The organism is Latilactobacillus graminis DSM 20719 (assembly GCF_001436415.1).
Classification (GTDB): Bacteria; Bacillota; Bacilli; order Lactobacillales; family Lactobacillaceae; genus Latilactobacillus; species Latilactobacillus graminis.
The window spans coordinates 33,593-52,856 of the sequence record NZ_AYZB01000002.1 but is presented as its reverse complement, the minus strand read 5'-3'; the positions used below and the strand labels follow the sequence as shown (position 1 = coordinate 52,856).

The window sequence follows — 19,264 nt, the reverse complement described above, 5'->3', positions numbered from 1 at the left end:
AGGTGAAAAAAGCTATTAATTTATTCTTCTTTATCACTAAATCCCTCCTTAATGTTTACGTTGGCGATTCAAAGCTTGCGTCAACCGGTCAATAATAATCGCTAAAATGACGATTGCTAGGCCGGCTGCAAAACCGCCTCCCGCATCATTTCGGCCAACAGCAAAGTAAACCCGCGTTCCTAAGCCCATAGCCCCAATCATAGAGGCAATTACAACCATTGATAATGCTAGCATCATACTTTGATTAATTCCCGCCATTAAGGTTGATTTTGCCAAAGGTAATTGAACCTTAATCAATTTCTGCCATTCGGTCGAACCGTATGAATCAGCGGCTTCGATTAATTCAGTTGGCACTTGACGAATTCCTAAATTTGTCATCCGAACAGTTGGTGGCATCGCAAAAATCACTGATGCAAAAACACCAGGGACCATCCCGATACCAAAGAAAGCAACCGCTGGAATTAAATATACAAAAGCGGGCATTGTCTGCATAAAATCTAAGATCGGTTTAAATATTGCCTGGGCAATATCGCTTTTAGCCATCCAAATACCTAAGGGTACTCCGATAATCAGTGAAATCAGACTCGACGTTAACACTAACGTTAAGGTTTGGGTCATATCACGCCAAAAATCTAAGTTCCAAATTAATAACAGGCCTAGCACTTCAAAAATGATTAGGCCCCATTTTTTTGTATCACGGTTAGCAAGGTAAGTAATCCCTGCAACAATTATGATAAACAACCAGATTGGAATTAAATCAAATACCCATTGAAAACCATTAATAATCCCACCGATAAAACTCGTTAAACCATTAAAAAAACCGGTAAATTGTGTCAACCAATCAACAAAATGATCCATCCAATCCGCAATTGGGATTTTAGCAATCGTCATTAAATTAAGCAAAATGGTTCACCTCATTCCCTGCAAGTGCCCCTAGGACGGCCCCACGGATAATAATGCCACGTAATTGTTGTTTGTCATTTAATACGGCAAACGGGATTCCAGTTTGTGAGATGTCATCTAAGATATCAGCAATTGGTGTTTCTTCCGTTGTTGTTGGAACATCTTCATTAACCACAGATTGTAAATCCCGACTTTCTTGCCGCACTAACTCAAGGACATCGCGTGCATCGATAATCCCCACTAACTCTCGTTTGTTATTCACAACATAGACAGTTGAAACTTCATTTTCACGCATCCGTTTCAAGGCTAAACGTGGCCCATCTTTTTCGATATTCACAGTTGTGGGCCGAATCATGACGTTACCAGCCGTATAGACTTTACTACGATCAACATTTTCAATGAATTTTTCAACATACTCGTCTGCAGGATGCGTCAAAATATCTTCTGGCGTACCTGTCTGCACGATTTCACCGTCTTTCATAATCATGATATGGTCACCAATTTTAAGTGCCTCGTTTAAATCATGACTAATGAAGATAATAGTTTTGTGCATTGTTTCTTGTAAGTCGAGCAATTGGTCTTGCATATCAGAGCGGTTCAAAGGATCAAGCGCTGAGAAAGCTTCATCCATCAATAAGATTTCTGCGTCATTAGCAAGTGCCCGTGCTAAACCAACACGTTGTTGCATCCCACCAGATAATTGCGTTGGATACTGGTCCCCGTAACCATTTAAGCCAACTAAATCGAGTGCTTCATTAGCCTTTTGATTTCGAGTCACTTTATCAATTCCCTGAATTTCAAGGCCGTATGCCGTATTATCCAAAATTGTACGATTAGGAAAGAGCCCAAAATTTTGGAATACCATGCTCATTTTTTTTCGTCGAACATCTCGTAATGCCTTCTTGTCAATCTGCATTAAGTCCTCGCCATCAATTAATACACTACCATCAGTCGGCTCAATCAACCGATTAATCATACGGACCAACGTTGATTTACCACTGCCAGATAGTCCCATAATGACGAATATTTCACCAGATTCAACTTCGAAATTTGCTCGATCGACACCAATCGTCGCACCTGTTTCTTTTAGAATCTCAGCTTTTGATTTTCCTTGTTTCAATAATTCTTTGGCTCGTACAACACGTTTACCAAAGATTTTTGTTAGATTTTTGACTTGTAATTTGACAGTCATAGAATCCCCCTTTGAGTTCATTTTCCGAAAAAGATACCTTTAAAAGTATACCGTTTTATTGTGAAAATTACACGTAACTCGATTTTTTCTCATTTCATTTTAATATTAATGCAAGACTATTTGTTCTGCCTATCGGTAAAAAAACATTTGATAGAGCGTTACTGTCGTCTTTAAAATTCAAATTAATCCTTGTTTAAGACTTTGCAAAAATGCAAATTTTTTTAATTTAATATTAAATTAAAATGAGGCTTAATCATTTTTAAATCCACAAAATTTAAATAAAAAAGTAGCGACCAAATTAGTCACTACGCTACTAGAAATTTATCCTTTAGTAATTTTATGTTGGTACCGGTGATAAAGGGCCAAGGCCATAATCGTAAAAATAATGGGCCCAATGACCATCCAAAAGGCATCCAAATATTGGCCTTCTAGCATTGGCTGAATAATAGTAAAAGCAATGCCAAAGACTAAAACTAAGTCAACGACGATGGTCACAGCCTTAATCGCAATCGGTGATTTAAAGAATTCATATGGTCGTTGCAAATCTTTGCGTGCCTTAAAATACGGAAAGGCCGTCACTAGAAATAAATATGGTAACGATGTTGAAACATTGGCCATCAGGGTCAAAACATTATAGAAATCCCCGGCAGCTTTACCGCCAAACGAAATAACGGCAATTAAGAGACAGACTAATAGCGCTTGTGACCACATTGCCTTTTCAGGCATCCCATGCTTATTCACTGCAGCTACTCCTTTAGGCCAAAGCGCCTTGGGAGTTCCCAAAACAAATGACTTCAAAGGCGAGTATATCAAGACTGCAAATGCACCTAGATAACTAATGAACATGATTAAACCAGTAATTCGAGCAAATGTTGTGCCAATTAGTGTCGCAACTGATGTTGTCGTTCCAAAAGCGTGACCGAATTGATAGCCTAAGTTTTGCATTAAAACATAGGTGATATTCCCCATATTAGCTCTATCACCACTTAAAATCTGTTGCCAATTAGTTGAAATCCCCCACATAAAAATTGAAATCGCATAAATCAAGGTAATAAAAATGGTCGCAATCATAAGCCCTTTGGGGAAAGTTTTTTCAGGCCGATCCATACTATCAGTCACACCACCCATTGCCTCCATTCCGGCATACGCAAAGATTGAAAAAACCACAAATGATAACATACCAATTGGTGTTTGATAACTACTCATTGGGCTCTTAACAAACGTTGTTGCACTGCGGAGTGGTTCGGCTAAGTGAAAACCCGTTTTAACCCAAATTGCAACACTAATCACTAGAAAAGCCGCAAATAAAAAGGCAACCGCCATCCCACTAAATGAAGCAAACTTTTGAATTTTATCAACCCCACGGCTTGAAAGAAAGGTTAATGCCAACATCCAAGCAATTCCTAAGACACCCACAACTTGCGTCCCATTCATGCCTAATAGATGCCATGTAGCCGTTTGGTCCGAACCTTGTAAAAATGTTGAAAATGGCACCCAAACCTTGGCCGCTGTTGAAACCATCCAAACAATCCATGAAGCTAACCACATAAACGTCCCAATGAAAGCCGCTTTTTCTCCGATTGAAGCTTCTAACCAAGAATAAATCCCACCTCGTGATTCTTTCAATGATGACCCAAATTCAGCAAACATTAGTGAAGTTGGTAGAAAAAAGAAGACAGCCGCTAGGATGTACCAAATTATGCTCGCATAACCCATCAAATAAAATGCAATGGTGGTATTTGCAAAGCCAAAAATTGATCCAAAAATCATTAATACCAGGCCCTGAACGTTAATTTTTTTTGTTTTTGCCATTTAAATTAGATCCTTTGTAATTGTTTTGATTGGCATAAATATACAATTTTAAAGGTTTAATGTCAATGTTTTTTGAATAAAACGGCTATTATTGCTAATTTTATTCATATATTCATATTTATATACACTTTATCAAAAAAAATGCCCACTTCAACGTGGGCGTCTTTTTGAATTATTTAATATTAGCAACTTTGGCGATTTTACCGCTATTTGCACTCGCGCTGATTTCTCCTTCTTGCCCATCGTTGATTACAAATTGATCAGTTGCCTGGCAACGCGGGCAGGTTGTTTCAATTTGATATCTTTTCGAACCGTCTGGATTATCCTCTAATGCGGACTTGGTTGTAATCTCCATTGCTGGATGTTGACACTTATGACATTGAAAAATAATAAATCGCCGTTCTACAAATTCATCTGCTAAACTCATGACACTCATCCTTTCAAATCACTTATTCTCCTCATTTTAACAGTCTAATTTTTTTTAGGATAGTTTTTTGCTCATCACTTCCGCCTTGATTGGCAATCATTCTTTTTTCTAAAAGCGAACAATTTTATATTCAAAATCATTATAGCATGCGATATAATTATGGAACATTTAATGGAAAGCGAGGCCAAAAGGTTTGTCAATCACACTAAAAGCATCTTATTTTTCTGCTTATACACCAGAAACGAGTTCATTTCACGAAAATTCGCTCATTGAAGTTAATGATTGTGGTTACATCACTAAGATTGTTCATCAGGCCACCCCGGAATACAATGCACACCTAACGGCCGCCCAGCAACACGACCAACTCATCATACTCGCTCCTGGTCACTTTCTACTACCTGGATTTATCGATTTGCATAACCATGCGCCACAATGGCCCCAAGCGGGGATTGCCCTTGATCGGCCTTTAGCGGATTGGCTCAATCATTATACTTTTCCTCTTGAAGCCCGTTACAAAAACCTGGATTTTGCAACGTTAGTTTATCACGACTTAATTACTGAAATGCTCGCTAATGGAACAACTACTGCCTTGTATTTTGGGACGATTCATAATGCTGCCAATTTACGTTTAGCCGAAATTTGTGCTCAAGCCGGACAGCGCGCTTTTATTGGGAGTGTTGCCATGGACAACCCCCAGCAAACACCAGATTATTACCGTGATGCTTCAGCCGAAATTGCCGTCACCAAGACGCAAATCTTTATTCAGACGATTCAGGATAATTATCCTAGCGGCTTAATTCAACCTGTGATTACCCCACGCTTCATTCCTAGTTGCACAACCGCAACTTTACAACGCCTGGGACAACTTGCTAAAGAGTTACAAATCACCGTCCAAACTCACTGTAGCGAAAGTGATTGGGAACATGATTATGTCCGCGAACGTTTCGGTCATACTGATGCAGAAATGTTGCAATCATTTGGCTTATTAAATCAACATGCGGTATTAGCCCATGCAACACAGCTCACAACTGAAGATCAAACTATCATTAAAACCGAACAATCAACGATTGCCCATTGTCCGCTCTCAAACGCTTATTTTGGCAATAGCGTTTTACCAACGCGATCACTAATGGACCAAGGTATTCAGGTCGGTCTCGGTAGTGATATTGCCGGGGGCTACACCCCAAGTTTGTACGCGAACCTACAACAAGCCGTAACAGTTTCTCAAATCCGCCAGGATGGAATCGATGACAGGCTGCCGGCAATTGAGCGTGGTGTTCCCAATAGTCGAATTAGTGTTAAGCGTGCTTTCTATCTGGCAACTGTCGGTGGGGCTGCCGGACTCGATATCCAAGCTGGGGCTATCGAACCTGGTCTGCTTGCTGATTTCCAAGTCGTAAAAGCGCCTCCTCATTTGATGAGTCTTACCCCAGATGAACAGCTCGAACAACTTCTATTCCGGCATACAAAACAACAAATTAAGGCCGTCTACGTTCAAGGTAAACTGGTCCACGAGAAGGAGCATAACTGGTATGAATGAACAATCCTCAAAATTAATGGTTGGACCCGACGACCAGCTTTCCACTCAAGAGGCCGGTTTTTTGGGTTTGCAGCACGTTTTAGCGATGGACGTTTACGTACCTCCAGTAATTATAGCTGGCCTTTTGGCGATGGGTCTCGACGCTAAGGCCGGTTTAATCCAAGCCACTTTCTTAGCGGCTGGCATTGGTACTATTCTCCAGACAAAGTTTTTTATGAAGATGCCCGTCTCACAGGGTCCTTCCTTCGTTCCAATTGGTGCTATCGCCGGCATTTACTTTGCCAGTGGTGCCACAGCGGGCGGCATGGCGACCGTCATTGGTGCTTCATTAGTGGGATCACTTCTTTTAATCTTACTTGGAATTACCGGCCTTTTTCAAAAAATTATCAACAGCTTAGTCCCACAAGTTGTGGGTGGAACAATTATTACGGTTGTTGGCCTATCATTAATGCCTTCTGCCTTAGGAGATAATATTTTTAAAGCGCAAGGTAACATCAATGAGAACTTGCTTCTGGCCATTATCACCATTGCCATCTTAATTTTTTGTGTCTCTTTAGGCATCTATTTCCCACGGTTACAGAAACTTTTCAAAGTTAGTTCAATCATTATCGCTTTATTAGGCGGCACACTTTTGGCCACCGTACTTGGTAATTTCGACTGGCAAAGTGTGAATGAAGCCAGTTGGTTTAGTCTCCCAAGTTTTACAGCACTTCATTACGGCATCCACTTCTCCATGACCGCCATCATGACATTCGTGATTATCTACGCTGTGTTAATGACTGAAACAACTGGAACCTGGTTTGCAATGAGTGCCGTAACCGATTCACCTATCAGCAAAAAGCAATGGAACCATGGTATCATCGGTGAAGGGATTAGCTGCTTAATTGCTGCTCTGCTTGGTGGCTCACCGGTTACGGGTTACGCAACAAATGCCGGCATTATTTCAATCACCGGCGTTGCCAGTAAAAAAGTTTTTGTTTCAGCAGGCATTTGGTTCATCATTTTTGGATTCTTCAATAAATTAGCTGCCTTCTTATCAGCAATTCCAGCACCAGTTATCGGCGGAATATTTGCCATTATCTGTTCAACAATCATGCTCAACGGCTTAAATGTTATCCGGACATTAAAGACCCAAGAACGCGATATGTACATAATCGGAATCCCGATTATCCTCTGTATCGCAATCATCATTATGCCTCAATCGCTAATTAAAGTTACTCCAGTCATGATTCAATACTTACTTGAATCGCCAATCTCAATTTGTGCCTTAGCAGCCATCATTCTTAATTTAATTTTGCCCCGCGATCGTCAGATTGCCTTTAAATAAAAAAGAGTGCGCGATTAAATTAATTTTAATCGCGCACTCTTTTTAGACACTCACCATTCTGATTGTCATAATATTCTTGTTCATTGAAATATCTTCCACGATTTCTGCATATTGCATTTCTCGGGGAATTTCAATTCGGTAGATATTGGTATAAATCGTATCACGTTCATTTTGCGTTACTGAAAAATTAACATCTCGAATCTGAATCTGATGTTGCTCAAAATAATTCTGAATGAATTCTTTAGTTTCCAATTTATGCTTATACTTAATTTCAATTTTTTTCAAAGTATTAATGTGAATAATCTTTTTCAAGAAAACAATTACGAAAATTACAAAAACAGCACTGATAATTGCAATTTGATAGTAACCCATTCCGATTGCTAATCCCAATCCGGCAGTCGACCACAATGATGCAGCCGTGGTTAAACCTTGAATTTTGTGCCGGGTAACAATGATCGTCCCAGCGCCTAAAAAACCAATCCCACTAACTACCTGGGCAATTAATCGAGCTTGATCGGAACGAATCGTGGTACTGATTGCAGTGTGCGCTAAAGCAAACTGAACATTCTGAGCAGCAATCTCTTGTTGAATCATCGCAATCACACAAGCACCAATACAAACGAGAATATGCGTCCGCATACCTGCGGGTCGGTTCTTATATTCGCGATCAGAACCAATGATTCCCGAAATCAAAGTAGCTAGCAATAACCGAATAATAATATGAAAACTCGTCACTTCAAACAATCAAATCCCTCCAAATAATACCATACCTCTAGTCTAGCATACCTCACAAAAAAGCGCGTTAATCCGCATCGATTGACGGATTAACGCGTAATTTTAATTAGCCGACCAGGCCAATCGTTTGTAGAATTAAATAAATATTTAAAACAGTTAAAACAATGGTCACAAACCAAGCCGTATATTTTACCCACGGCCGATTGACAAATGGCCCCATGATTTTTTCATCACTTGTAAAAAGTGTCAAAGGAATCATCGAAACGGGTAATGCTACACTTAAGAAGACTTGTGAGTAAATCAAGAGGTTTTCAACTTGCGCTTCATTTCCATGGTAATAAACCGTAAAAATAATAACCGGTAAAATTGATAAACCACGGGTAATCACCCGGCGAGCCCATAATGGAATCTTCATGCGGACAAAACCTTCCATAACAATTTGTCCCGAAAGCGTTCCAGTGATGGTTGAATTTTGTCCAGAGGCCAATAAAGCTACCGCAAAGAGCAAACTCAACATCGGGCTTGCAATGCTACCAACAATAGCTTTATTTTGTAAGGCATTGAATAAGTCAACAAAGCGTCCCAGGTCACTATTCGTGCCAAAGAACATTGCCGCCCCCAAAACTAAAAGTAAACAGTTAACAATGAATGCGACTGTTAATTGGATATTTGAATCAATCACGGTAAACTTGATTGCTTTTTTCTTTTCTGCGTAATCGTTACGATCGTATTGACGTGCTTGTGCGATTGAGGAATGCAAATAAAGATTATGTGGCATAACGGTTGCGCCAACGATTCCTAATGCTAAGAACAGCATTTTTTGATTCGTCACAATGCGCGTACTTGGAACAAAGCCCCGCATAACGTCTCCCATATTTGGTTGGGCCAAAATCACTTCATACAAAAAGACGAATAAAATGACCGCGACCAAAGTCGCCACAATCGCTTCAATTTTCCGGAAGCCAAGCTTCATCAAGAGCAATAAAAGTAAGACATCAAATGCGGTAATCAAGACACCCCAAAGTAGCGGGATATTGAAGATTAATTCCAAAGCAATTGCCGAACCAATAATTTCGGCAATATCGGTCGCCATAATTGCTAATTCGGTAACAATCCAGAGAAAAATCCCCATTTTCTTACCCGTTTTAGACCGTGTCATCTGCGCTAAATCCATCCCGGTGACAATTCCTAAACGTGCCGCCATTGCTTGTAACAACATGGCAATTAAATTTGATACCAAAATAACACTGATTAAAGTGTATGCATACTGTGCCCCACCGGCAATTGACGTAATCCAGTTACCCGGATCCATATAGCCAACGGCCACCAATGCACCAGGTCCCATAAAGGCCATCAATGTCCGCCAAAAACCAGCGTTCTTGGGAATTGCTACCGTATTGTTAATTTCTTCAAGACTCGTACCATCAGCATAGTGTATAAATTTCTCATGCTTCGGTTGTTTAAGTTCACCCTTTTGTGAATCTTCTCGCTGCTTCTTATCCATATAAGTACCTCTTTCTCTTCGATTGAGTCGTTCAACTATTAGGATTCAATGACTTTGATTTTAGGATGACCTAACTTTGATCGTCTCCAGTGTTCAAATTAATCCTTTACTATTCTATCATATCTATTTAGCGTTGTCCTCGTACATGATTAAAAAATTGTTAATCTAACTTTCTTAAACCTACTTGTAAAACCCTAGTACGACTTAAATAACAAAAAACGTTGGCTGCTATGAACAGCCAACGTTTCTTAATGTAACTTAGACGACTAAACTTAATAGCAACACGCCGACTAAGCCAACAATAGCAATCAAAGTTTCTAAGACGGTCCATGTTGCAAGTGTTTCTTTGACACTTAGATCAAAATATTCCTTGAACATCCAGAATCCAGCATCATTCACGTGTGATGCTGCTAAGCTACCGGCCCCAATTGAAAGCACCATTAACGCTGGGTTGACTCCTGCTGACTGCATTAGTGGTAATACAAGGCCGGCTGCTGTTAATGAGGCAACCGTGGCTGATCCCAAAGCAATTCGTAAGACAACTGCAATTAACCAACCTAATAATAATGGTGACAAGTTGGCATGTGCAAACAATTGCGTAACGCTATCGCCAACGCCACCGTCAATCAAAATTTGTTTAAATGCCCCGCCACCACCGATGACTAAGAGCAACATAGCAATTGATTTAACCGCTTCTTCAATTGTTTTCATAATATCTGGGGTTTTAATCCGACGTGCCCACCCCATCGTATACATCGCAACAATTAATGAAATCGTCATCGCTATCGCCGGGGTTCCAATAAAACCCACAATCGAATCTAAAATTGTTGGATTTTTCGGTAACCGACCATCATTCAAGGCCATTTGGTAAATTGTCGTCACTGCCATCAATATAACTGGGAATAATGAGGTCAATACACTAATCCCAAAACCAGGAGTTTCATCTAGTTTAAAGGTTTTCTGAGGGCCAAGTGCGGTTAGATTACCTTGCCGTGCAAATGCATCTGGGACTAGGCGGCGCGCAATCTTAGTGAATAATGGACCGGCGATAATGACTGCTGGGACTGCAATTAAAATGCCATATAATAAAACATGCCCCGCATTAGCTCCCAAGGCTGCAGTAATTGCCGTTGGTGCAGGATGTGGTGGTAAAAACCCGTGCGTTACTGATAACGCAGCAGCCATTGGAATGCCAAGATACAAAATTGGGACACTGGCTTCTACTGCAATTGCAAAAACAATTGGAATTAACAAAACCATCCCAACTTCAAAGAACAACGCAATACCGATGATAAATGAAGCCAATACAATCGCAATTTGCAGGCGTTTTTTACCGAATAGCTTAATTAAAGTGTGCGCAATTCTAAAGGCGCCCCCCGCATCGGCAACCAATCGGCCTAACATGGCTCCAAAACCAAAAACAATTGATAATTCGCCAAGTTGACTACCAATCCCATTTTGAACACTGTTGGCAATGTCGGTCAGCGGCATTTTCAAACCCATACCAACTACCATTGCCGTTACTACTAAAGCGATAAATGTATTGATTTTAAACCGAATAATCAAAACAAGTAATAAGATAATCCCCAATAAAAGAACTACTAATGCCATAATTTTACCCTCTTTCGTTTTGTTTGCGCTTTCATTTAATGCTAAAACACTGGGCCGACCGACCTACCCAGATCTCAAACTCACTTTATTTAAGTTGAATGTGTTTACGCTGAAAATCAGCAATTGCCCCATATTCAGCATTTAACGCCCGAGTTAACCGAATCCAAATCGGTAATAACTCGCGATAAACTGCAAAGTTAGCTTCTTTTGGATGATGGACATTAGTGACGCCCACCATCTCTTTGACCACTGATAGATCATCCACTAAGCCTAATCCATACATGCCTAAAACCGCAGCACCTAAGCAAGAACTTTCAAAGCTTTCAGGAATCGTCACGTCTTGTTCAAAAATATCAGCCAGCATTTGGCGCCATAATTCAGAACGGGAGAACCCACCAGTTGCCTGAATGCTCTTAGGCTTTCCCGCGACACCTTCAATCATCAGCATCACCATATATAAGTTATACACAATCCCTTCAAGAGCTGCGCGTGCCATATGCGCACGCGTATGTTGCCGAGTTAAACCAAAATAAGAGCCCCGCGCATCGGCATCCCAAATTGGTGCACGCTCACCACCTAAGTAAGGATGAAATAAGAGCCCATCTGCACCAGCTGGAATTTCGGCAGCAATCTGTGTCAAAATCTCATACGTTGAAACATGCATTTGCTCTGCGGTGATTTTTTCAGGCGCAAAAAGTTGATCGCGTACCCACCGGAAAACAATCCCCCCGTTATTGACTGGTCCGCCAACTACCCATTTATCCTTGGTTAAGGCATAACAGAATAGCTTACCGTTGGGATCAACCACCGGATGATCAACAACTACCCGAACCGCACCACTTGTACCAATGGTTACCGCAACGACACCGGGATCAATCGCGTTAACTCCCAAATTTGAAAGGACACCGTCACTAGCGCCAAACACAAACGGAACCTCTGCAGCAATCCCAGTTAATTCCCCATAAATCGGATCGATTCCTGTCACATAGTCAGTGGTTGCCACTAACGTTGGCAGTTGATTTCGCATAACCCCCGCTACTTCAAGTGCTTGTTGATCCCAATCTAAGTTAAAGATATTGAATAGGCCAGTTGCTGAAGCCATTGAATAATCCATTTGATAAACATGAAATAATCTTTGGAAAATATATGTTTTAATATCAATAAATTGCCGTGTTTGCTTAAATAATTCAGGCTGTGTTTCTTTTAACCAAATTAACTTCGAAAGGGGCGCCATCGGATGAATTGGGGTCCCAGTATGCTGATAAATTTCTTGTCCTAAACCACTGGTCTTCAATTCTTGAGTCGCTTTAGCGGCTCTATTGTCCGCCCAAGTAATTGCCCGTGTTAGCGGTTGATCATTAGCATCCATTAAGATTAGACTATGCATTGCCGCTGAGAAGCTGACGCCTTGTAACTCACCAGTTTGAAGGTCTCCTTTACGCATAACTTGCCGCAAAACTTCGAGGACCGCGTTGAAAATTTCATCAGGATCTTCTTCTGCCATCTCCGGAACAGTTTGATATAAAGGATAACTAACGTTGGCATAAGCCTTTACGTTTCCTTTCAAATCATATACAACTGCCTTTGTACTGGTTGTTCCAATATCCACACCAATCATATGTTTCATCATAATTACCTCGTTTATGTGATATTTATTGACTACCTAACAGGTTAAAATCTTATTGCTTATCGACCATATGGCCGCCAAATTCATTGCGCAAGGCTGCGACAACTTTACCGGTAAAAGTGTCATCTTCAAGTGAACGATAGCGCATCATCAATGACAAACCAATGACCGGCGTTGGAACTTGTAGCTTCAAAGCCTCCTCCAGCGTCCACTTGCCTTCTCCTGACGAATGCATAACCCCCTTCAAACTTTCTAATTTTGGATCTTTCGCAAAGGCTGCCTCAGCCAGTTCCATCAACCAACTCCGAATCACAGAACCATTACGCCAAACTTTAGCCACTGCTTCGTTATCATATTCGAATTCACCATGCGATAATACATCAAATCCTTCAGCAATTGATTGCATCATCCCATACTCAATCCCATTATGAACCATTTTAAGATAGTGCCCACTACCAGCTTTACCCGTATACAGGTAACCATCTTCTTGCGCGATATCCTTAAAAATCGGTTCAATTTGCTTGAAGACTTCTCTACTATCACCACCAATCATGAAATTCCCATTAGCATTCGCGCCACGCATACCACCAGAGGTTCCAACATCAAAAAAATGGATTCCCTTAGTAGCCAATAAGCTGCTGTGTTGTTTAGAATCTTCGTAGAATGAGTTACCGCCATCAATGACGATATCGTCAGCTGCCAGTTTAGTTGCCAATGTTTCAATTGTTGCTTGAGTCGGTTTACCAGCTGGCAACATACTCCAAACAATACTAGGATGTGGCAACTGAGACAACACATCATCAATATTACTAGCTGGCAAGGCCCCTAAACGTGTTGCTTCTTGGACTGCTATCTCGTTCAGATCAAACGCCACCACTTCATGCCCATTGCGCCGTAAATTAGCGACTAAATTTATCCCCATTTTCCCTAAACCAATCATTGCTAATTTCATTTTTACTAATCCCCTTATCCACCAGCTCACATAACCGGTAATCAATAACTTCATTATATGTAAATTATTTTCTTTTATCAACCCTTTACAAGAAAATATTTTTCTTATAATGGTTCTATGGTATACTATTGTTATTAGGAGGGCTTTTCAATGCCACAAAATATCGATTCTTTGCTCCGTGCATACTATACAAATTTAAGTGAAAAGTACAAACAAATTGCAGATTATATTCTAAAAACCGATCATTTTGATCAAAGCTTAACTATTCAAGAGTTAGCACTAGATTGTGCAGTCTCGACCGCCACAATTTCACGTTTTGCTAAAGCTCTCACTTTTGCCAATTTTCAAGCATTAAAAATGGCTTTGCTGGCTAAGCAGCGGCCAACCGACAATCCACTCTTTCATGAAATCAGCAGTACCGATAATTATCTTACAATGGCCGATAAAATTTTTACCTCCAATACCAATGCACTAAAAGCAACCCGCTCTTTATTGACCGATGCCCAATTACAACAAGCAGTCAACTATATCAATCACGCTAAACGGCTAAACTTCTTTGGCTTAGGTGCTTCCGGCATTGTTGCCCAAGACGGTTATCACAAGTTTTTACGAACGACCATTCCAACTGTCTATAATCAGGATTACCATCTCCAATTAATGCAAGCGACTCAGTTGACAGTACAAGACTGTGCACTTATTATTTCACATAGTGGTCAAAATAAAGATGCCTTAGAGATCGCTCGTATTCTAAAAGAGCGACGTGTCCCACTAATTGTAATTACTAGTTTTGGCAATTCAACCCTCGCCAATTTAGGTGATGTCACACTTCTATCAATTTCAGAAGAAACCAATTACCGAGCTGAAGCACTCCATGCGTTGATTGCCCAAATCAGTATCGTCGACAGCCTCTTCATGATGGTCGCTGTTACTAATGGGGCTCAAACTGAACAAAGTTTTCAAGCAATTCGTACTGAAATTGATCGTACCCGCCAAAAAGGCCATCAGCAATGAGGTGTTAAAGTAAATATTTAGTTGTCTTTTCTAGGCGGCACGTTGTCGATATTTTATCGGTAACGTGCCGCCTATTTTCATTTGGATTGTTGTAAATTGTTTGCCTTAGCCTTTAATTGATTGAAATAGCTTTCAATACAAGCATGCTCTAGACAAGTCGCTCGACAAGACATATTTGTTGTTATGCAAGCTTTCTTAAGTTTAAATTGCCATGAACTTTGATCAGTGTGTAGCAATTGTTTGCAGGTTGTTTTAGGCAGTATTTCCAACAATGTTTCTAATAGCTTTAAAAAAAATTCAAGATTTGGACTATCGCTTATAATACTGCAAGTTAATATTTCATTGTTATATAAATCCATGATAGGTTCAACAGATACTTTTTATTGATTTTAGAGAGTCGAATTCAGTAACAAACGTCTATTTAATCGATTCTTAATGCGATTACCTTCTCACTTATCGTTTGCTCAATCCACCTAAATTATATTCAAGCGCGCCTTAATTTTAGTTTTTTTCGAATTCTTGGGCATAAAAAATCCCCTGATTGTTAAAGCTTTTACTTTAACAATCAGGGGATGGTCACATATTAAATTTACGGTGCCTTTTAATCAACTATTTAATTTCAGCTAACGTTTTTTCAAGATGTGCTAAAACTCGGTCTTTACCTAATAATTCAATTGAATCTGGTAATGATGGTCCATGCATTTCGCGTGTTGTCGCAATTCGAATTGGCATGTACAATTGACGACCTTTAATCTTGGTATCCTTTTGAATACCTTTAATAATTTGCATAATCCGTGGTGCTGTGAATAATGTCAAATCTTTCAAGCGTTCGCTGAATTCTTTCAAAACAACGGGGGCTGTTTCGTTATTTAATTCTTCAAGCGCTTGAGCGTCTAATTGTTCCGGTTCTTCGAAGAAAACATCTGCCATTTCAACGATTTGAGCTGTGTAGCTCATTTGATCTTGGTATAACGCAATCAAATGACGGGCCCATTCGATCGTTTTGCTATCAGGATTTTCAGCGATTTTACCCGCTTTAATCAAGCTAGCTAACGAAAGATCCATAATCTTATTGGCATCCGTTTTTTTAACATATTGGTTATTCACCCATTCAAGTTTCTTTTGATCGAAACTAGCTGGTGATTTGCTCAAACGTTTAGGATCAAATTGCTTGATAAATTCTTGCCGGTTAAACAATTCACTTTCACCAACTGGTGACCAACCTAATAAGGCGATGAAGTTAAACATCGCTTCTGGTAAGTAACCCAATTCGCGGTATTGTTCGATAAATTGCAGTACTGATTCATCCCGTTTACTTAACTTCTTACCTGTTTCAGTATTGATGATCAATGTCATGTGCCCAAAGACTGGTGGTTCCCAGCCAAAAGCTTCATAAACAGCCAATTGTTTTGGCGTATTAGCGATATGATCATCCCCACGCAAGACGTGTGTGATTTCCATCAAGTGATCATCCACTACCACGGCAAAGTTATAAGTTGGCATGCCATCCCGTTTCATGATGACAAAATCGCCACCTAAACGATCTGATTCAAAACTGATTTCACCCTTTACGATGTCATCAAACTTATAAACGTGATTCTTAGGTAACCTTAACCGAACAACTGGTTGCAAGCCTTTTGCCTTAGCAGCCGCTTGACTAGCTTTAATTTCGTCATCACTCATACCTTCATATTCATAAATGTAACGTGGTGCCTCGCCGGCTGCTTTTTGCGCTTCCCGTTCTGCAGTTAATTCATCTTCTGTTTTGTATGATTCGTAAGCTAATCCCTTAGCCACTAATTCTTCAATTAAAGGCGTGTAAATTTCGCGACGTTCTGATTGACGATAAGGGCCAAAATCACCCGGCTTGTCTGGGCCTTCATCCCAATCCATGCCTAGCCACTTCAAGTTATCTAACTGACTATTTTCACCGTCAGCAATGTTTCTTTTCGTGTCAGTATCTTCAATCCGAATCACGAAAGTCCCTTTATTGTGACGTGCAAATAAATAGTTAAATAATGCAGTTCGCGCATTTCCGATGTGCAAATGACCTGTTGGGCTTGGCGCATACCGCACTCGGATTTTATTTTTTGCCATAAAAAAACGCCTCTTTCTAAAATTATACTTGTCTACTAGTTTACCGTTATTATGCCTAAAAATAAAGGCTCAGAGACCACTAATCCATAAAAAAACAGATTGGCTTACGCCAATCTGTTCTAACCACCATTTTAACGGAGCGGTTCCCATTGCCATTCTTCAACTTCTGGTAAATCGATTCCTTCATCGCGAATGTATTGGTTGTGTTTTGCAACCATATCATCCATTGATTGTGCGAATTGGCCAGCTTGATCGCCAAGCACGTCAACTGCAACTTCTTTGGATAAACTGAAACGATCCATTTGGTTTAAGACCCGCATGTCAAATGGGGTTGTGATATCACCATTTTCCCGGTAGCCATGAACATGAAGGTTATGATTGTGACGATCAAAGAAGATATCACGGATTAGGCCTTCGAAACCATGAAATGCAAAGACTACTGGTTTGTCTTTGGTAAAGTACATGTCGAATTCTTCATCTGTTAAACCACGAGGATCCACTTTAGGCGAACGAAGTTTCAATAAATCAACAACGTTAATGAAACGAATCTTCATATCAGGATATTGTTTGTGTAAGATTGAGATAGCCGCTAAACTCTCAAGCGTTGGTTCTGTCCCAGCGGCAGCAATCACAACATCTGGTTCAGCATCTTGATCAGTACTTGCCCAGTCAATAATCTTCAACCCATTCTTAACTAAAACTGTTGCTTCATCAATTGAGAACCATTGTTGCCGTGGGTGTTTTGAAGAAACAATTAAGTTAATCTTCTCTTGACTTTGGAAAACGGTATCCATCGTAGCCAACAGTGTATTAGCATCAGCTGGTAAATATTCCCGGATAAATTCGGGTTTCTTCTCAGCTAAGTGAGTTAAAATCCCGGGATCTTGATGCGTATACCCATTATGATCTTGTTGGAAAACGGTTGAAGTTGCAATAACATTCAACGAAGGATACTTATTGCGCCATGTTTGTTCATCCGCTTTACGCAACCACTTGAAGTGTTGAGTTAACATTGAATCCACAACGCGCAAGAATGATTCATAACTTGCAAAGAAACCATGACGACCAGTTAACACATACCCTTCTAACCAGCCTTCAGCTTGATGTTCTGATAATTGTGAATCAAGGACCCGGCCTTCTGTTGCCAAGTATTGATCGCTTGGTTCTTTGATTGGTTCCATCCATTGACGGTTTGTCGCTTCAAAAATGTGGTTTAACCGGTTTGACATTGTTTCATCAGGACCGAAGATTCTGAAGTTTTTATTTTGATCATTATCTTTAATAATATCACGCACATATTCACCTAAAACAATCATATCTTGGGCGACAATTTTACCGTGTTCTGAATTATCTACAGCATAATCACGATAATCTGGTAAGCGTAATGGTTTTGGATTAATCCCACCATTAGTGATTGGGTTAGCAGCCATTCGCATCTTGCCCTTAGGTGCAATTTCTGCGATTTCAGGTTTTAATTGACCTGCCTCTGTAAATAATTCTTCTGGGCGATATGATTTCATCCATTCAACTAAAGCATCGGCATGTTGCATATCCGCACTGTCGATTGGAATTGGAATTTGGTGTGCCCGAAATGAATTCTCGATTGGTACGCCATCCCAGGTCTTAGGACCCGTCCAACCCTTAGGTGCGCGGAAAACAATCATTGGCCATACTGGTCGAGATGAATCACCGTTTTCGCGTGCATTCTTTTGAATTGCTTGGATTTTTTCGATTGCTTCATCCATTGCAGCTGCAGTTGCTGGGTGCATCTTTTCAGGGTCATCACCTTCAACAAAAATTGGTTCCCAACCATTACCTTCGAAGTATTGCGTTAATTCTTCGTCACTCTTTCGCGAGAGAATCGTGGGGTTCGAAATCTTGAAACCATTTAAATTCAAGATTGGTAAAACCGCTCCATCATTTTTCGGATTGATAAATGTACTTGATAGCCACGATGCCGCTAACGGACCAGTTTCGGCTTCGCCATCACCAACGACAACAGCTGCAATTACGTCTGGGTTATCTAAGATCGCCCCGACCCCATGAGAAAGTGAGTAACCAAGTTCGCCGCCTTCGTGAATGGAGCCTGGTGTTTCAGGTGCCGCATGCGAAGCAACCCCGCCTGGGAATGAGAATTGCTTAAATAATTTCTGCATTCCTTCAAGATCTTGCGAAATTTCTGGATAGATTTCGGTATAACTACCATCCAAATAAGAATTTGAAACCATTACTTGGCCACCATGACCTGGGCCCTCAATGTAGAACATGTTTAAACTATATTTATTAATTGCGCGATTCAAATGTGCGTATAGGAAGTTTTGGCCTGCAATCGTACCCCAGTGACCAATTGGTTTCGCTTTAACATCTTTTGCTTCCAAAGGACGTTGTAATAATGGGTTATCTTTTAAATATAATTGTCCAACCGAGATATAATTTGCTGCCCGCCAAAATGCATCAACTTTAGCAAGGTATTCTTTGCTTGAATAATCTGTCATCTTAATAGCACCCCTTTTAAATTCTAAAAAG

Annotated in this window: 14 protein-coding genes; 3 read left to right on the top strand and 11 right to left on the bottom strand. The window is 40.3% G+C overall.

The annotated features are described in order from the left end of the window. Window positions 1–48 precede the first annotated feature (48 nt). From FC90_RS00885 to FC90_RS00870, 4 genes are all read right to left on the bottom strand, one after another. Entirely contained in the window at window positions 49–891 is an 843-nt protein-coding gene (locus tag FC90_RS00885) for an ABC transporter permease (RefSeq protein WP_057907510.1), read from the bottom strand. Window positions 892–895: 4 nt separating this feature from the next. After that, a complete protein-coding gene (locus tag FC90_RS00880) occupies window positions 896–2,095 on the bottom strand; it encodes a quaternary amine ABC transporter ATP-binding protein (RefSeq protein WP_057907422.1) in 1,200 nt (399 codons plus the stop codon). A 321-nt stretch (window positions 2,096–2,416) separates the two neighbouring features. After that, on the bottom strand, window positions 2,417–3,907 hold the full coding sequence (yjeM, locus tag FC90_RS00875) for a glutamate/gamma-aminobutyrate family transporter YjeM (RefSeq protein ID WP_057907421.1): 1,491 nt from the start codon (window positions 3,905–3,907) through the stop codon (window positions 2,417–2,419). A 172-nt stretch (window positions 3,908–4,079) separates the two neighbouring features. After that, entirely contained in the window at window positions 4,080–4,334 is a 255-nt protein-coding gene (locus FC90_RS00870) for a hypothetical protein (RefSeq protein ID WP_057907420.1), read from the bottom strand. Between the two features lie 199 nt (window positions 4,335–4,533). On the opposite strand from FC90_RS00870, the gene guaD reads away from it, so the two are divergent. Both guaD and FC90_RS00860 read left to right on the top strand, forming a co-directional pair. Continuing rightward, complete coding sequence (gene guaD, locus FC90_RS00865) at window positions 4,534–5,874, top strand: guanine deaminase (protein WP_057907509.1); 1,341 nt, start codon at window positions 4,534–4,536, stop codon at window positions 5,872–5,874. Further along, entirely contained in the window at window positions 5,867–7,201 is a 1,335-nt protein-coding gene (locus FC90_RS00860; protein ID WP_057907419.1) for a uracil-xanthine permease family protein, read from the top strand. The genes guaD and FC90_RS00860 overlap by 8 nt, the downstream gene beginning before the upstream one ends. Window positions 7,202–7,243: 42 nt before the next feature. Here the strand turns inward: FC90_RS00860 and FC90_RS00855 are convergent, their stop codons facing one another. The 5 genes from FC90_RS00855 to gnd form a co-directional block, all read right to left on the bottom strand. Further along, window positions 7,244–7,945 carry an MgtC/SapB family protein gene (locus tag FC90_RS00855; protein ID WP_057907418.1) on the bottom strand — a complete coding sequence of 234 codons (702 nt, stop codon included), beginning with the start codon at window positions 7,943–7,945 and terminating at the stop codon, window positions 7,244–7,246. Between the two features lie 97 nt (window positions 7,946–8,042). Continuing rightward, window positions 8,043–9,440 (bottom strand): Nramp family divalent metal transporter, encoded by a 1,398-nt coding sequence (locus FC90_RS00850; RefSeq protein ID WP_057907417.1) that lies wholly within the window; start codon window positions 9,438–9,440, stop codon window positions 8,043–8,045. Window positions 9,441–9,698: 258 nt separating this feature from the next. Further along, window positions 9,699–11,051 carry a gluconate:H+ symporter gene (locus tag FC90_RS00845; protein WP_057907416.1) on the bottom strand — a complete coding sequence of 451 codons (1,353 nt, stop codon included), beginning with the start codon at window positions 11,049–11,051 and terminating at the stop codon, window positions 9,699–9,701. An 85-nt stretch (window positions 11,052–11,136) separates the two neighbouring features. Then, window positions 11,137–12,678 (bottom strand): gluconokinase, encoded by a 1,542-nt coding sequence (gene gntK / locus FC90_RS00840; RefSeq protein ID WP_057907415.1) that lies wholly within the window; start codon window positions 12,676–12,678, stop codon window positions 11,137–11,139. Between the two features lie 52 nt (window positions 12,679–12,730). Further along, the gene (gene gnd, locus FC90_RS00835; protein ID WP_057907414.1) at window positions 12,731–13,630 is read right to left on the bottom strand and encodes a phosphogluconate dehydrogenase (NAD(+)-dependent, decarboxylating); all 900 of its coding nucleotides are present in this window, start codon (window positions 13,628–13,630) and stop codon (window positions 12,731–12,733) included. Window positions 13,631–13,780: 150 nt separating this feature from the next. Here gnd and FC90_RS00830 point away from each other — a divergent pair, with 150 nt between their 5' ends. Further along, on the top strand, window positions 13,781–14,641 hold the full coding sequence (locus FC90_RS00830) for a MurR/RpiR family transcriptional regulator (RefSeq protein ID WP_057907413.1): 861 nt from the start codon (window positions 13,781–13,783) through the stop codon (window positions 14,639–14,641). A gap of 609 nt (window positions 14,642–15,250) precedes the next feature. Here FC90_RS00830 and gltX read toward each other — a convergent pair. Both gltX and FC90_RS00820 read right to left on the bottom strand, forming a co-directional pair. Next, on the bottom strand, window positions 15,251–16,738 hold the full coding sequence (gene gltX / locus FC90_RS00825) for a glutamate--tRNA ligase (RefSeq protein ID WP_057907412.1): 1,488 nt from the start codon (window positions 16,736–16,738) through the stop codon (window positions 15,251–15,253). Between the two features lie 131 nt (window positions 16,739–16,869). Further along, window positions 16,870–19,233, bottom strand: coding sequence for a phosphoketolase family protein (locus FC90_RS00820; RefSeq protein WP_057907411.1), 2,364 nt, complete (start codon window positions 19,231–19,233; stop codon window positions 16,870–16,872). Window positions 19,234–19,264: the final 31 nt, after the last annotated feature.

Coding starts and splice junctions, on each gene's coding strand:
- gnd (WP_057907414.1), bottom strand. CDS start 13,630: ATGAAATTAGCAATGATTGGTTTAGGGAAAATGGGGATAAATTTAGTC.
- gltX (WP_057907412.1), bottom strand. CDS start 16,738: ATGGCAAAAAATAAAATCCGAGTGCGGTATGCGCCAAGCCCAACAGGT.
- FC90_RS00880 (WP_057907422.1), bottom strand. CDS start 2,095: ATGACTGTCAAATTACAAGTCAAAAATCTAACAAAAATCTTTGGTAAA.
- yjeM (WP_057907421.1), bottom strand. CDS start 3,907: ATGGCAAAAACAAAAAAAATTAACGTTCAGGGCCTGGTATTAATGATT.
- FC90_RS00885 (WP_057907510.1), bottom strand. CDS start 891: ATGACGATTGCTAAAATCCCAATTGCGGATTGGATGGATCATTTTGTT.
- gntK (WP_057907415.1), bottom strand. CDS start 12,678: ATGAAACATATGATTGGTGTGGATATTGGAACAACCAGTACAAAGGCA.
- FC90_RS00845 (WP_057907416.1), bottom strand. CDS start 11,051: ATGGCATTAGTAGTTCTTTTATTGGGGATTATCTTATTACTTGTTTTG.
- FC90_RS00870 (WP_057907420.1), bottom strand. CDS start 4,334: ATGAGTTTAGCAGATGAATTTGTAGAACGGCGATTTATTATTTTTCAA.
- FC90_RS00830 (WP_057907413.1), top strand. CDS start 13,781: ATGCCACAAAATATCGATTCTTTGCTCCGTGCATACTATACAAATTTA.
- FC90_RS00860 (WP_057907419.1), top strand. CDS start 5,867: ATGAATGAACAATCCTCAAAATTAATGGTTGGACCCGACGACCAGCTT.
- FC90_RS00850 (WP_057907417.1), bottom strand. CDS start 9,440: ATGGATAAGAAGCAGCGAGAAGATTCACAAAAGGGTGAACTTAAACAA.
- FC90_RS00820 (WP_057907411.1), bottom strand. CDS start 19,233: ATGACAGATTATTCAAGCAAAGAATACCTTGCTAAAGTTGATGCATTT.